The sequence below is a fragment of the Micromonospora sp. NPDC047707 genome, assembly GCF_040704235.1.
GTDB lineage: Bacteria > Actinomycetota > Actinomycetes > Mycobacteriales > Micromonosporaceae > Micromonospora.
In genome coordinates, this window is the sequence record NZ_JBEYSU010000023.1 from 47,568 (window position 1) to 61,684 (window position 14,117).

A 14,117-nucleotide genomic window follows, 5' to 3' on the forward strand; every position below is an offset into this window, starting at 1 on the left:
CGACGGGGCCGGCCGCCAGCCGACCGTACCTCCGGTCGTCCGTGCGGCCCGGTCGCTCGTGACAGCCGCCACGTCCGCCCTCGTGCAGGAGCCCCGGGGCACGGCATGTGCGGCCCGCCCTCGCCGCGCGGCTCCCCGGCGCTGACCGGGAGGCGCGATCCGACCCGGCGCCGTGGCCTGCGGGAAGCCGCCGCGCCGTCGCGTGCCCGCGGCGCGACGGATCAACGCGCGGCGCGACGGTCAGCGCGCGGTGTACGGGGCGCCGGCGGTCAGCCGGAGGGTGAAGCCGTCCGGGCCGTCGTGCCGGCTGACGTGGTTGCACGACTGGTACGTGATCCACAGGCCCAGACCGCTCGGGTTGCCGTTCGCAGCCGGCAGCAGCCCGACGTACGGGTTGGCCGGGCCGGTGCCGGTGTCGCTGACCGTGACGACGATGCGGTCGGGAGCGGCCCACAGGCGCATCCGGACCGGTGCCCGGCCGTGGCGCAGCGCGTTGGTGACGGTCTCGCTGACCGCGACCACCAGGTCCTCGAGGTCGTCGACCGGCAGCCGGCCCTGGTCGGCCCAGTGGACGGCGGCGCGGGCGTCCGCCGCCGTGGGGTCGCGCAGGTCGACGATCGGCGGGGTCGCCTGGATCGGATCCGGCGTGACGGGCAGGTCCTCGCGAAGGAAGACCTCCGGCGGGGTCCAGGTCGGGCTGGGCACGTGCCCGCCGTCCGGGGTGGCGAACCGGGGATGGGTCCGGGCCACGTCCGCCAGCACCGCGGGCGGGACGATGCGGGTGTCGTACGCGCACATGCTCCAGAGCGGGAAGTCGTCGTACGCGTGGTTGATGGCCGACTCGTAGCGGGCCCACCAGTCCCACATGGCGCCGAGCGCCACCTCGGGGACCTCGCCGATGATCCGGATCTGCTTCGCGCCCCCGGCCACCTGCTCGGCGAGGAGCTGCCGGTAGGACCGGATGGCGGCGGCGGGTCGCGCGTACATGTCGCCGCCCGGTAGATAGTCCACGGCCGCTCCGGTGGGCAGTGCCGTCCGCACCAGCTTGGCGTTGCGCTCGCCCAGCGCCACGAACGTCGGCTCGCCCGCCTCGACACCGCCGAGCAGGAACGGCACCACGACCGCCAGCAGCTCGTCGTCGGTGTCGTAGCGGATCGCCTCGTGGTAGTAGCCCGTGTGCCCGGCCGCCGCCCCCGTTCTCATCGCACCATCTCCACCTGGATGCCGGTCAGCCCGAGCAGGTCGGCCAGCCGGGCCGGGGTCGGGCGGGACGTCCGCAGGACCACGGTGGCGTCCCGACGTCGCGCGTACGCCTGGAGGGCGATGAGCGTGCGGTGGTCGAGGAAGCGCAGCCCGGTGGCCTGGAGCACCAGCCGCCCGTCGGTCGGGCGCAGGTCGGCCCACTCCAGTGCGTCGCGGAACAGCTCGTGGTTCGACGGATCGAGCTCGCCGGTGAGGGCCGCGTGCCCGTCGGCGGGAGCGGTGGCGAACAGGTGGAACAGCGGGTCGGTCTGGTTGCTCTCGGGATGCATGCAGGCCAGCGCGGCGACGGTCGCGTCGCCCAGCGCGGACCGGTCGTAGGCGCACATCGCGGCGAACGGCCCGGTGCGCATCCAGCGGTCGATCTGGTGCTCGTAGCGGGTGAACGCGTCGAGCTGCTTCGCGGTGCGGACCATGTCGGTCGCCTCCGCGACGACCCGCAGGCCGGTGAAGCCGGCGGCCAGGGCCGCCTCGGTGGCAGCGGCGTACGCGGCGACCTGGGTGGGCGGGTCGACGACCGCACCGGAGGTGTAGGTCTCGCCGAGCGGCACCACGGCGGCGGCGCCGCGGTCGAGCGCGTCGGCGAAGCCGGGCAGGCCGGCCAGCCGCTCCGCCACCGGCCCGGTCGGCGTCGGCGTGACGAACCAGACCCGCTCGCCGCCGGCGAGGCCCGCCGCGACGTGGCGCTCCGCCTCGTCGGCGAAGACCTCCTGGTCGTCGTACGACCAGCAGAGGTGGCCATGCGGTGGCATCGGGTCCGTCACGTTGCTTGCCTCATGGCATCAGTCTATGCCGGGTCCCGTGACCGGCCACTCAGCCCGACCTGCTCACGTCCGGGGGAACGTCGCCCAGATGTTCTTCGTGGTGTCGGTCCCGTACCAGCCCACGTCCAGGGAGAGCTTCTGCGCGATCTGGAGGCCCCGCCCGCCGGAGCCGACCGGCCGGGTGTCGGCGAGCTCCGGGACGGTGCTCAGGTCGTGGTCGGCGACGTCGAGGACGAGGCAGTCGTCGGTGGCGAGCAGCCGCACGATGGTCGGCGGGATGCCGTGGCGCAGCGCGTTGGTGGCGAGCTCCGTCGCGATCAGCGCGATCAGCTCGGGCACCTCGTCCAGGGCGGCGCCCTCGGCGAGCACGGTGCCGGTCAGTTCCTCGTGCAGGGACGCGCGGAGCCCGCGCAGGTCCGTCGCGTCGGACAGCGTCCACCGCCGCAGTTCGGTGGCACGCGGCGGTGGTGGCGAGGTGCTCAGGCGGCCCATGGCCCTGTTGTACCCCGCCTTCGCCACCGCCACGCCCGCCGTGTCGGGGCGCACGGATGGCTGCCGGCGACATGGCGACGGACGCGTGGGTGTCGGCGCCGAGGATATCTGCTGTGGCCTATGTCACGCTACGGTCTCGGCACGCCGGCACCCGTCCCGCCGGTGTGGCACCCGGCACCGTCCGGCCGGCGTGGCGCGCCGTTACCCGTCCCGCCGGCGTACGCGGACAGGAGAGCCGTCATGAGGAGACCGCTGAGACTCGCCGCCACCCTCGCCACCGTCCTGCTGCTGGTGCTGTCGTCCCCCGCCCCCGTCGCCGCCGCCGCGGACCCGTACACGAAGACACCCGTGTCGGGGTCACTCGGCCGGTACAACATCTCCGCCGTCCACGTCGCCGGCGTCTCCTCCGGCGGCTACCTGGCCACCCAGCTCCAGGTCGCCTACTCGGCGCGGATCCGGGGCGCGGCCGTCTTCGCCGCCGGGCCCTACTACTGCGCGCAGAACAACGTCGCCCAGGCGCTGTACGGCTGCGGCGACAACCGCTACCCCACCAACCTGCCCAGCCTCACCAGTTACACCCGCACGTGGGCGTCGTACGGCTGGGTCGACGGGGTCGGCAACCTCGGCGGCCAGCCCGTGTACGTCTTCCACGGCGGGAACGACAACACCGTGAAGCGGTCGGTCACCGACGACCTGGTCCGCTACTACCAGCACTTCGGTGCCAGCGTGCAGTACGACTCGGGCAGCGCCGCCGGGCACGCCTGGGTGACCCCCTACGGGACCGTCGGCTGCACGGCCACCGCCGCCCCGTTCCTCAACGACTGCGGCACCGACCCGCAGGGGGCCTTCCTCCGCAAGCTGCTCGGCAGCGTGGCGGCCCCCAACACGGGACCGCTCGGCGGGACGCTCGTCCGGTTCGGCCAGAACACGTACGCCGTCAACGGCTGGGCCAACGGGCTGAGCATGGACAGCTCCGGTTTCGTGTACGTCCCGGCGTCCTGCGCGGCCGGGCAGTCGTGCCGGCTGCTCGTCGCGCTGCACGGCTGCCTCCAGGGCTACGGCCGGGTCGGCACCGCCTTCGTGGACCGGGCCAACCTCAACCAGTACGCGGACACCAACCGGCTCGTGGTGCTGTACCCGCAGGCGACCACGTCGGCGGCCAACCCGAACGGCTGCTGGGACTGGTGGGGTTACCTCGGCGCCACCAACTACCCGATCAAGGGCGGGGCGCAGATCGAGACGATCATGAACATGGTCCGCCGCCTCGACGGCTGAGCCGGCTCCGGGCGGCACCGGGCGCGACGCTGCCGCCCGGTGCCGCCCACCCCGTCGGTCACACCGCGAGGATGATCGTCATGGCGGCGTAGCCGGACAGCAGCAGGACGCCCTCGAAGCCGAGCCGCCCCCAGCCGCAGGCCTGCCGGACGAGCAGGCCGCCGAGCAGGACCGCCGTCATGAACAGGGCGCTGGCGGTGACGAACAGCTCGTCGGGCCCGGCGGTGTGGTAGATCGAGCCGCCGCGGTAGAAGGCGTCGCCGACGATCAGGTTGAGGGCGTCGAGGCTGTTGCCGCCGAGGACGGCGGCGATGGCCAGGGTGGGCGCGCCCCGGCGGACCGCCGCCACGGCGGTGACCGTCTCCGGCAGGGCGTTCACCGCGCCCATGAGGATCGCCCCGACGAAGCCCGCGCTGAGGCCGGTGACCATGACCAGGCTCTCGGCGGCCCGTGCGATGGCCCAGCCGCCCACCGAGACGAGCAGGCCGACCGCGGCGAACCGGACCCAGAGCCCGGTCGCGCTGGTCCGGTCGAGGCGGCCGTGATCGTGCGGGACGTCCGGCAGCGTCTCGGTGGTGGCCACGGCCTCCCACAGCGGATTCGTTCCCGAACGGCGGATCAGGTGCAGCCCGCCGAGGTAGGCGCCGGCCATGGCGAAGGAGGCCGGGTGCAGGCCGCCGACAGTGACGTCCGGGGCGAAGCTCCCGAGCAGGGCCAGCGCGAGCAGCGCGATGAGCAGGGCGCCGAACAGCACGTTCGACAGCGAAGCCGCGGCGTGCTCCAGGTTGACCCGGCGGTGGAAGGCGTCCGCCACGGCGACGGCGGTGGTCTGGGCCGCGATACCGCCCACGGAGTTGCCGTACGCGAGTTGCGGTTGCTCGGCGACGGCGCTCACGGCGGTCATCACGATGCCGGACAGCGAGGTCGCCAGGCCGAAGAAGACCGCGCCGAAGAACGCCTCGCCCCAGCCGGTCCGGTCGGCGAGGGTGTCGCCCAGGGTGACCAGGCGGATGCTCCCGACCACCGTGAGCGCGCCGGCGACGCCGAACACCGCGATGCTGAGCCCCGGTGGCCAGGGCAGACTGGTCAGAAGCCCCGGCACCGGCCGGGGGTTCCCACAACTACCCGGCCGAATCCCGGTTGACCGGAAATGTCCGGCCTAGGCTCGGGTGAGCCAGAAGGTCAGGCCGAGCGCGTCGTCGGTGAACGGCACGTCATCCGGCCAGGCCGGCTCGCCCTCGGCGCAGTCGGCCGCCAGCACCTCCTCGGCGACCAGGTCGCGGTGCTCCGCGAGGGCCAGCGCCGTCTCATCCCGGTCGGCCCGGTACCGCAGCCGGATCCGGTCGGTCACCTCCAGGCCGCTGCTCTTGCGGGCCTCCTGGATCAGCCGGACGGCCTCGCGGGCCGCCCCCGCCCGGCGCAACTCGGGCGTGAGGTGCAGGTCCAGGGCCAACGTCGCCCCCGCCTCACCGGCCACCGCCCAGCCGGCGCGGGGAGTCTCGGTCACCACGACATCGTCGGGGCTGAGTGTCACCGGCTCGCCGTCCACCACGACCGTCGCCGTACCGCTCTCCCGGAGGGACTCCTTGAGCGCATTCGGGTCGACGGCGGCGATGACCGCGGCCACCTGCTGCACCGCCTTGCCGAACCGCCGGCCGAGCGTACGGAAGTTCGCCTTCGCGGTCGTGTCGACCAGTGAGTCGCCCGCCCCGCCCAGCGCGGCGACCGACCCGACGTTCAACTCGGCCGCGATCTCCGCCAGCAGGTCCGGCGGCAGCTCCGCGAAGCCGGGGGCCGAGGCGAGCGCCCGGGACAGCGGCTGGCGTACCTTCATCCCGGAGTCGGCCCGGGCCGCCCGGCCCAACTCGACCAGCCGGCGGGCCAGGGCCATCCGCGTCGACAGCACCGGATCGACCAGCGCCTCGTCGACCACCGGGTACGCGGCCAGGTGCACCGATGGCGCGGCGTCCGGGCCGACCGGCACCACCAGGTCCTGCCAGACCCGCTCGGCGACGAACGGGGTGAGCGGCGCCAGCAGCAGGGTGAGGGTGGACAGCGCCTCGTGCAGGGTGGCGAGGGCCGCCCGGTCGCCCCGCCAGAAGCGCCGCCGGCTGCGCCGGACGTACCAGTTCGACAGGTCGTCGATGAAGCCCGCCAGCAGCCGGCCGGCCTGCTGGGTGTCGAACCCCGCCATCGCGGCGTCGACCTGCCGGACCAGGATGTTCAGCTCGGAGAGCAGCCACCGGTCGAGGACCGGCCGGTCGGCGGGTGCCGGGTCGGCGGCCGACGGGGACCACCCGGCGGTACGGCCGTACAGAGCCTGGAAGGCCACCGTGTTCCAGTAGGTCAGCAGGATCTTCCGGACCACCTCCTGGAGGGCCGTGTGCCCGACCCGGCGGGCCGACCACGGCGACCCGACCGACGCCATGAACCAGCGCACGGCGTCGGCGCCGTGCCGGTCCAGCAGCGGGATCGGCTCCAGGATGTTGCCGAGGTGCTTGGACATCTTCCGGCCGTCCTCGGCCAGGATGTGGCCCAGGCAGACCACGGTCTCGTACGGCGAGCGGTCGAAGACCAGCGTCCCCACCGCCATGAGGGTGTAGAACCAGCCGCGCGTCTGGTCGATGGCCTCCGAGATGAACTGCGCCGGGTACCGCTCGGCGAACGTGTCGGCACCCCGGTACGGGTGGCCGAACTGCGCGAACGGCATGGCGCCCGAGTCGTACCAGGCGTCGATGACCTCCTCCACCCGGCGGGCGGTCGCACCGCACCGGCACCCGAAGGTCACCTCGTCGATGTACGGCCGGTGCGGGTCCAGCCCGGTCAGGTCGGTGCCAGTCAGCTCGCCCAGCTCGGCCAGCGAGCCGACGCAGGTCAGGTGCCCCTCCGGGCACCGCCAGATCGGCAGCGGCGTGCCCCAGTAGCGGCGCCGGGACAGCGCCCAGTCGACGTTGTTGGCGAGCCAGTCGCCGTACCGGCCGTGCTTCACCGTCGCCGGGTGCCAGCTGGTCCGCTCGTTCTCCCGCAGCAGCGCGTCCCGGACCGCCGTGGTCCGGATGTACCAGGACGGCTGGGCGTAGTAGATGAGCGCCGTGTGGCAGCGCCAGCAGTGCGGGTAGCTGTGCTCGTACGGGACCTCCCGGAACAGCAGCCCCCGGGCCGCGAGGTCCTCGACCAGCGGCCGGTCGGCCGCCTTGAAGAACAGCTCGCCGACCAGCGGCAGGTCCGGCTGGAAGCGGCCGTCGGGGCGGACCGGGTTGACCATCGGCAGGCCGTACGCGCGGCTGGTGGCCAGGTCGTCCGCGCCGAAGGCGGGCGCCTGGTGGACCAGGCCGGTGCCGCTGTCCGTCGTCACGTACGACGCCAGGACGACGATGTGCGCGTCCGGGACGTCGACCAGCGTGAACGGCGGCCGGTAGGTCCACCGGTCCAGCTCCTTGCCGCGGAAGGACTCCCCGGTGAGGTCCCACCCGTCGCCGAGCGCGGACGCGAGCAGCGGCTCGGCGACGACGAGCTGCTCGTCGCCGTCGGTCGCGACGACGTAACGGACGTCGGGATGCACCGCCACCGCGACGTTCGACGGCAGGGTCCACGGGGTGGTGGTCCACACCAGCAGCGACGCGCGGTCGGCGAGCGGGCCGGAGGTCAGCGGGAAACGGACGAAGACCGACGGGTCGACCACCGTCTCGTACCCCTGGGCGAGCTCGTGGTCCGACAGGCCGGTCTCGTCGCGGGGGCACCACGGCGCGACCCGGAAGTCCTCGACCAGCAGACCCTTGTCGAAGATCTGCTTGAGCGACCACCAGACCGACTCGATGTACTCCGGGTCCATGGTCCGGTACGCGTCGGCCATGTCGACCCAGTAGCCCATCCGCTCGGTGAGCTCGGCGAAGGCGTCCGTGTGCCGGGTGACCGACTCCCGGCAGCGGGCGTTGAACTCGGCGACGCCGTACGCCTCGATGTCCCGTTTGCCGGTGAAGCCCAGCTCCCGCTCGACGGCCAGCTCCACGGGCAGGCCGTGGCAGTCCCAGCCCGCCTTGCGGGCGACGTGGAAGCCCTTCATCGTGCGGTAGCGGGGGAACACGTCCTTGAAGACCCGCGCCTCGATGTGGTGGGCGCCCGGCATCCCGTTGGCGGTCGGCGGCCCCTCGTAGAACACCCACTCCGGGCGGCCCCGCGACTGCTCCAGACTGCGCGCGAAGACGTCGTTCTCCCGCCAGAAGCGCAGGATCTCGTGGTCGAGCGCGGGCAGGTCGACCTGGCTCGGGACGCTGCGGTACATGAGTCCGGAGACTATCGCCGGGAATCGTTCCCCGCGCCGGTAATTCCGGGGGCGCTCCGGGCACCCCCGGTAGGGTGGCCGGCATGCGGTTCGGCGTCCTCGGGCCGCTCGCCGTCACCACCGACGCGGGCGACCCCGTCACCGTGCCGGGCGCCAAGGTCCGGGCGCTCCTCGCCGACCTGCTCACCAACCGCAACCGGGTCGTCTCGACCGACCGGCTGATCGACGACGTCTGGGGTGACGCGCCACCGGCGAACCCGGCCGGGGCGTTGCAGGTGCGCGTCTCGCAGCTGCGCAAGGCGCTCGACGACGCCGAGCCCGGCGCGCGGGACCTGGTCGAGTCGCGGGCGCCGGGGTACGTGCTGCGCACCGGGGCCGTCGACGCGGACCGGTTCGTCGAACTCGCCGCCGCCGACGACGCGGCGAGCCTCACCGAGGCGCTGCGGCTGTGGCGGGGTGAACCGTACGCGGACGTCGCCGACGAGGAGTGGGTACGGGCCGAGGCCACCCGCCTCGCCGAGGCCCGGCTGGTGGTGCAGGAGAAGCTGGCGGCGGCCCGGCTGACCGGCGGCGAGCACGCGCTGGTCGCCGCCGACCTGGCGGAGCTGGTCGCCCGGCACCCGCTGCGCGAGGGCCTGCGGGCGCTGCACATCCGCGCCCTGTACGCGGCCGGCCGCCAGTCGGAGGCCCTGGAGAGCTACGCCGACCTGCGTCGTCGCCTCGCCGACGAGCTGGGCCTCGACCCCGGGCCGGAGCTGGTGGCGCTGCACCGGCGGGTCCTCGACCAGGATCCGACGCTGACCTCCGCGCCGGCCGACGCCCACCCGCCCGCGCCGGGGCCCGCCGGCCTGCCCGCGCCGGTCCACGCCGGCCTGCCCGCGCCGATGGACGAGCTGGTCGGCCGCGCCGGTGCGCTCGCCGAGCTACGGGAGCTGGTGACCGGCCGGCGGCTCGTCACGCTCGTCGGGCCGGGCGGCGTCGGCAAGACCCGGCTGGCCACCGAGGTCGCCCGGGGGCAGTCGTTCCCCGACGGCACGCACCTGGTCGACCTGACCGCGCTACGGCCCGGTGGGCCCGGCGTCGCCGACCTGGTCCGCGCGACGCTCGACGTACGCGAGGTCGCCGGGGCCAGCGTGGCGGCCGACGACCACCTGGTGACGGCGCTCCGGCACCGGCGGGCGCTGCTGGTGCTCGACAACTGCGAGCACGTGATCGAGGCGGCGGCCGCGCTGGTGGCCCGCCTGCTGCGCGAGGCCGGCGGCGTGCGCGTGCTGGCGACCAGCCGCGAACCGCTCGGGCTGGCCGGGGAGACGCTGTGGGAGGTACGCCCCCTGCCGGTCCCGGCCGGGGACACCGACCTGGAGACGGTCCGGCGATCCGCCGCGGCCCGGCTGTTCGCGGCCCGCGCCGCCGCCCGGCAGCGCGACTTCCGGCTGGACGAGCGGACCGCGCCCGCCGTCGCGCAGCTGTGCCGCCGCCTCGACGGGCTGCCGCTGGCCCTGGAGCTGGCCGCGACGCGGGTGCGCGCGCTCGGCGTGGACGGCCTGGTGGCGCGGCTGGACGACCGCTTCCGGCTGCTCAGCACCGCCCAGCGGGACGTGCCGGAGCGGCAGCGCACCCTCACCGCCGTGATCGGCTGGAGCTGGGACCTGCTGGCCGACGACGAACGGGTGGTGCTCGCGCGCCTCGCCGTCCACCACGACGGGTGCACGCTGGAGGCGGCCGAGGCGGTCTGCGACGCCGACGTCGACGTGCTGACCCGGCTGGTCGACCGCTCGCTCGTGGTGCTCGACGAGTCCGGCGTCGAGCCGCGCTACCGGCTGCTGGAGTCGGTCGCCGCGTTCGCGCTGGCCCGCCTCGACGACGCCGACGCCGTCCGGGCGCGGCACGCGGCTTACCACACCGAGCTGGCCGAGCGCGCCGACCCCCTGCTGCGCGGCGCCGGCCAGCGGGAGTGGCTGGCCCGGCTCGACGCCGAGGGCGCCAACCTGCGGGCGGCGCTGGCGCACGGCGGTGGCCTGCGCCTCGCCAACGCCATGACCTGGTACTGGTTCCTGCGCGGCCGGCTGTCCGAGGCGCGCCGCGCGCTGACGCTGGACGGCGACGCCGCCGCCCGCGCCGAGGCCGCGGTGTGGCGGGTGGGGTTCGCGTTGCTGCAGGGCGATCCCGTCCCGCCCGCCGACGTCGGGGCGGCCCTCGACGGGTACGCCGACAGCCGCGCCACCTGGTTCGTGGCCGCCGCCCTGGTCGAGCGCAGCGAGCTGGCCGCCGCCGAGGCGTTGCTAAACCGGGCCGGCGCCGCCGGCGACGACCCGTGGGTCGACGCGGCCGTCCACGTGACGCGCGCCCGGCTGGCCCACGTCGCGAGCGACCTCGTCGCGCTGGAACGCGAGGGCAGCCGCGCCGCGGCCAGCTTCGCCGAGCTGGGCGACGCGTGGGGCCGGTTGCAGGCCACCGACTGGGTGGGCGGCCGGGCCGAACTGCTCGGGGAGTACGAGCGCGCCGCCGCGCTGCACCGCGAGGGGCTGCGGTGGGCCGAGGAACTGGCCCTGTGGCCGGAGGTCGGCAGCAAGCTGTCCTGGCTGGCGTGGATCGCGACGCAGACCCGTGACCACCAGCAGGCGCGGGAACTGGCCGAGCGGGCCCACCGGCTCGCCGTCGAGCAGGGGTCACCGGCGGCCCGCGTCTTCGCCGAGCTGTGCCTCGGCATCGCCGCGCGCCGCGACGGCAAGCTCGACCTGGCCGTCACGCACCTGGAACGCCTGGTCGAGGACGGCGGCGACGACGCGGTCTTCCTGCCGATGGTGCTGACCGAGCTGGGGCGCGCCGTCGCGGACGACGAGCCGGAGCGGGCGCTCACGCTGCACGCCCGCGCGTACGACCTGGCCGGGACGATCGCCGCGCCGCTCGACGTGGTCGGCGCCCTCGACGGGCTGGCCTCGGCGGTGCCGGAGCCGACGGTGGCGGCGCGCATCCTCGGGGCGGCGGCGGCCGCGCGGGCGGCCTCCGGCGTGCCGGTCGCGCCGGCGGAGCGGGACGACACCGACCGGCTGACCGCCCGCCTCGTCGCCGTGCTCGGTGCGGCCGGCTTCGCCGCCGCGTACCGGGCCGGGCACGACCTGAGCCCGGGCGAGGCCCGGGCCCTGGTCGTCGCGCCCGTCGTCAGCCCTTGACCGGCCGGTACGAGGCGATGATGACGCCGCTCTTCATGACCCGGCTGTCGGCCAGGGTGAACGTCGTCGGCAGCTGCCCCAGCGGGGCACTCACCGACACGCCGCCCTGGAACACCGGGTGGATCCAGAACCGGACCTCGTCCACCAGACCGGCCTGGACCAGGGCGTGGGTGACCACGCCGTAGCCGTACATCAGGATGTCCCGGCCCTCGGTGGCCTTCAGCCGGGTGACCGCCTCGATCAGGTCGCCCGCCAGCACCTCGGTGTTGTTCCACTCCGGGTCGGTGAGCGTGGTCGAGGCGACGTACTTCTTCACGCTGTTGAAGTACTTCGCGCCGGTGGTGGGGTCGCTCTCGTCCATGTTCGGCCAGGCGGCGGCGAAGCCGTCGTACGTGCGGCGGCCCATGAGCAGGGCGTCGGCCGCGTCGGTCTGCTCACCGGCGAAGGCGGAGGCCTCGTCGTCGAAGTACGGCATGGTCCACGCCGGGTTCTCGATGACGCCGTCGAGGGTGAGGTAGGTCGAGTTGATGATCCGGCGCATGGTGTTTCCTCCTGGCTTCGGTGCCTTCTCTCTGGTGACACCCGGAACAGTGCCAGAGCCCGCTTACGATCCGCTTCAGGTGCGCTTTCGGCTGCGTACCGGGTGCGGGGGGCCGGCGGCGCCGTCCGCGTACCGGACCGGGTGCGCCCCAGCACGTCGGCGGAACGGGACGGAGGCGTGGATGAACCCCGGTGACGAGCCGACCGCGCCGTTGTCTGGTGAGCGGACGGCGGCGGAGGGGCCGATGGTTCCGGTGGCCGACGCCGGCCGGCGCTCCCGGACCGGCCCGCTGCGGCTGCCGGCCTGCGTGGACACGCCGCGGGTCGCGGCGCCGGCCGCCAGCCGGCTCGGCCGGTGGCTGCTGGAACACCAGGTCCAGCCGGCGGGTCCGGAGACCGGCGAGTCGCACGCCCGGCCCCACGCCTGGTGGAAGGTGATGTGCCTGACCGGTGTCGACTACTACTCGACCCTGTCGTACCTGCCGGCCATCGCGGCCCTCGCGGCCGGGGCGCTGTCCCCGCTGGCGACCCTGCTGATCGTGGCGTTGACGCTGCTCGGGGTCCTGCCGATGTACCGGCGGGTGGCGCGGGAGAGCCCGCACGGGCAGGGCTCGGTGGCGATGCTGGAACGGCTGCTGCCGTTCTGGAAGGGCAAGGTCTTCGTCCTGGTGCTGCTGGGCTTCGTGGCCACGTCGTGGATCATCACGATCACCCTGTCCTCGGCGGACGCGACGGTGCATCTGCTGGAGAATCCGATCCTCCCCGACGGGTTCCCGCACGGCACCACCGCTGCCGTGCTCGTCACGGTGGTCCTCCTGCTGATCCTGGGCGGCGTGTTCCTGCTCGGGTTCAACGAGGCGGTCGGCGTGGCCATCCCGCTGGTGGCGGTCTTCCTGCTGCTGAACGCGATCATCGTGGCCGTCGGGTTGGCGGAGATGACGCGCGATCCGGCCCTGCTCGCGGGCTGGACCGACACGTTGACCGCCGGTACCGGGGGGATCGGCGGCGTGCTCGGTCCGGCGCTGCTGGCGTTCCCGCTGCTCGTGCTCGGCCTGTCCGGCTTCGAAACCGGGGTGAGCATGATGCCGCTGGTGCGGGGGGACGGCCCGGACGAGCGGGCCCGGCTGGAGGCGCGGATCCGCAACACCCGGAACCTGTTGACCACCGCCGCGCTCATCATGAGCGGGTACCTGGTGACGACCACGTTCGTCACCACGGTGCTGATCCCCGCCGACGAGTTCCGGCCCGGCGGGGAGGCCAACGGCCGGGCGCTGGCGTACGTGGCGCACGAGTACGTGGGCGAGGCGTTCGGCACCGTCTACGACATCAGCAGCGTGCTGATCCTGTGGTTCGCCGGCGCGTCGGCCATGGCCGGGCTGGTCAACATCGTGCCGCGCTACCTGCCCTCGTACGGCATGGCGCCGGAGTGGGGCCGCGCGGTGCGGCCCGTGGTGATGGTCTACACCCTGGTCAGCATCGCGATCACGGTCGTGTTCCGCGCGGACGTCAACGCGCAGGCCGGCGCGTACGCCACCGGCATCCTCGCGATGATGGTCTCCGCCGCCGTCGCGGTGACCATCTCCGCCGCCCGCCGGCGCCAGCGCGTCGCCGCCGCCGGGTTCGGGTTGCTCACCCTCGTCCTGCTGTACGCGCTCGTCGAGAACGTGATCGAGAAACCGGACGGCATCACCATCTCCGGGATGTTCATCGCCGGCATCGTCGTGGTGTCGCTCGTGTCCCGGGTGTCCCGGACCACCGAGCTGCGCGCCGAGCGGATCGAGTTCGACGGGCCGGCCCGCCGCTTCGTCACCGAGTCGATCGAGTTCGACGGTCGCCTCGACCTGATCGCCCACCGGCCGGACGTGGTCAGCGGAGCGGTGTACCACAGCAAGGAACGCACCCAGCGGGGCATCAACCCCGTCCCCGGCGCCGCCGACGTCCTGTTCCTCGAGGTGGAGGTCATCGACCCGTCGGAGTTCAGCGACGTCCTGCGGGTGCGCGGCCTGACGGTCGGCGGGCACCGGGTGCTCCGGGTGCAGAGTCCCGCCGTGCCCAACGCCATCGCGGCGATCCTGCTGGCACTGCGCGACGCCACCGGCGTCCGGCCGCACGCGCACTTCGAGTGGTCCGAGGGCAACCCCGTCGCCCATCTGCTGCGGTACCTGATCCTCGGTCGCGGCGACACCCCGCCGGTGGTCCGGGAGATCCTCCGCAAGGTGGAGCACGACCCGGCCCGCCGTCCCGGCATCCACGTCGGCTGACCCCCGTCGCCGACCCACCGGGAATGGGCCCACCGCGGGGGATTGCAAGGCCGGGGACGGGGTAGGCGCG

Annotated in this window: 9 protein-coding genes; 3 read left to right on the top strand and 6 right to left on the bottom strand. The window is 74.1% G+C overall.

What is annotated here, in order from left to right; genetic code table 11:
• Positions 1 to 240: 240 nt before the first annotated feature.
• The 3 genes from AB0873_RS22375 to AB0873_RS22385 form a co-directional block, all read right to left on the bottom strand.
• Entirely contained in the window at positions 241 to 1,203 is a 963-nt protein-coding gene (locus AB0873_RS22375) for a sensor histidine kinase (protein WP_366601861.1), read from the bottom strand.
• Positions 1,200 to 2,012 (bottom strand): MEDS domain-containing protein, encoded by an 813-nt coding sequence (locus tag AB0873_RS22380; RefSeq protein ID WP_366601863.1) that lies wholly within the window; start codon positions 2,010 to 2,012, stop codon positions 1,200 to 1,202. Before AB0873_RS22380 ends, AB0873_RS22375 begins: the two co-directional genes overlap by 4 nt.
• 75 nt (positions 2,013 to 2,087) lie before the next feature.
• Complete coding sequence (locus AB0873_RS22385; RefSeq protein WP_366601915.1) at positions 2,088 to 2,516, bottom strand: ATP-binding protein; 429 nt, start codon at positions 2,514 to 2,516, stop codon at positions 2,088 to 2,090.
• Positions 2,517 to 2,756: 240 nt separating this feature from the next.
• On the opposite strand from AB0873_RS22385, the gene AB0873_RS22390 reads away from it, so the two are divergent.
• On the top strand, positions 2,757 to 3,791 hold the full coding sequence (locus tag AB0873_RS22390; protein ID WP_155329116.1) for a PHB depolymerase family esterase: 1,035 nt from the start codon (positions 2,757 to 2,759) through the stop codon (positions 3,789 to 3,791).
• 58 nt (positions 3,792 to 3,849) lie between these two features.
• On the opposite strand, the gene AB0873_RS22395 is transcribed toward AB0873_RS22390, so the two are convergent.
• Together AB0873_RS22395 and ileS are read right to left on the bottom strand one after the other, a co-directional pair.
• The gene (locus AB0873_RS22395; RefSeq protein ID WP_155329115.1) at positions 3,850 to 4,893 is read right to left on the bottom strand and encodes a sodium:calcium antiporter; all 1,044 of its coding nucleotides are present in this window, start codon (positions 4,891 to 4,893) and stop codon (positions 3,850 to 3,852) included.
• Between the two features lie 57 nt (positions 4,894 to 4,950).
• Positions 4,951 to 8,073, bottom strand: a complete 3,123-nt coding sequence (gene ileS, locus AB0873_RS22400; protein ID WP_366601865.1) for an isoleucine--tRNA ligase — start codon at positions 8,071 to 8,073, stop codon at positions 4,951 to 4,953.
• A gap of 83 nt (positions 8,074 to 8,156) precedes the next feature.
• On the opposite strand from ileS, the gene AB0873_RS22405 reads away from it, so the two are divergent.
• Positions 8,157 to 11,246, top strand: coding sequence for a BTAD domain-containing putative transcriptional regulator (locus tag AB0873_RS22405; protein WP_366601867.1), 3,090 nt, complete (start codon positions 8,157 to 8,159; stop codon positions 11,244 to 11,246).
• Here AB0873_RS22405 and AB0873_RS22410 read toward each other — a convergent pair.
• Positions 11,236 to 11,787, bottom strand: coding sequence for a dihydrofolate reductase family protein (locus AB0873_RS22410; RefSeq protein ID WP_366601869.1), 552 nt, complete (start codon positions 11,785 to 11,787; stop codon positions 11,236 to 11,238). The genes AB0873_RS22405 and AB0873_RS22410 overlap by 11 nt on opposite strands.
• 181 nt (positions 11,788 to 11,968) lie before the next feature.
• On the opposite strand from AB0873_RS22410, the gene AB0873_RS22415 reads away from it, so the two are divergent.
• Positions 11,969 to 14,047 (top strand): amino acid transporter, encoded by a 2,079-nt coding sequence (locus AB0873_RS22415; RefSeq protein WP_366601871.1) that lies wholly within the window; start codon positions 11,969 to 11,971, stop codon positions 14,045 to 14,047.
• The last annotated feature ends 70 nt before the right edge of the window (positions 14,048 to 14,117 follow it).

What these genes read in the sequence shown, in the direction of transcription:
- AB0873_RS22410 (WP_366601869.1), bottom strand. Translation starts at nt 11,787, where the DNA reads ATGCGCCGGATCATCAACTCGACCTACCTCACCCTCGACGGCGTCATC.
- ileS (WP_366601865.1), bottom strand. Translation starts at nt 8,073, where the DNA reads ATGTACCGCAGCGTCCCGAGCCAGGTCGACCTGCCCGCGCTCGACCAC.
- AB0873_RS22390 (WP_155329116.1), top strand. Translation starts at nt 2,757, where the DNA reads ATGAGGAGACCGCTGAGACTCGCCGCCACCCTCGCCACCGTCCTGCTG.
- AB0873_RS22385 (WP_366601915.1), bottom strand. Translation starts at nt 2,516, where the DNA reads ATGGGCCGCCTGAGCACCTCGCCACCACCGCCGCGTGCCACCGAACTG.
- AB0873_RS22415 (WP_366601871.1), top strand. Translation starts at nt 11,969, where the DNA reads ATGAACCCCGGTGACGAGCCGACCGCGCCGTTGTCTGGTGAGCGGACG.
- AB0873_RS22405 (WP_366601867.1), top strand. Translation starts at nt 8,157, where the DNA reads ATGCGGTTCGGCGTCCTCGGGCCGCTCGCCGTCACCACCGACGCGGGC.
- AB0873_RS22375 (WP_366601861.1), bottom strand. Translation starts at nt 1,203, where the DNA reads ATGAGAACGGGGGCGGCGGCCGGGCACACGGGCTACTACCACGAGGCG.
- AB0873_RS22380 (WP_366601863.1), bottom strand. Translation starts at nt 2,012, where the DNA reads ATGCCACCGCATGGCCACCTCTGCTGGTCGTACGACGACCAGGAGGTC.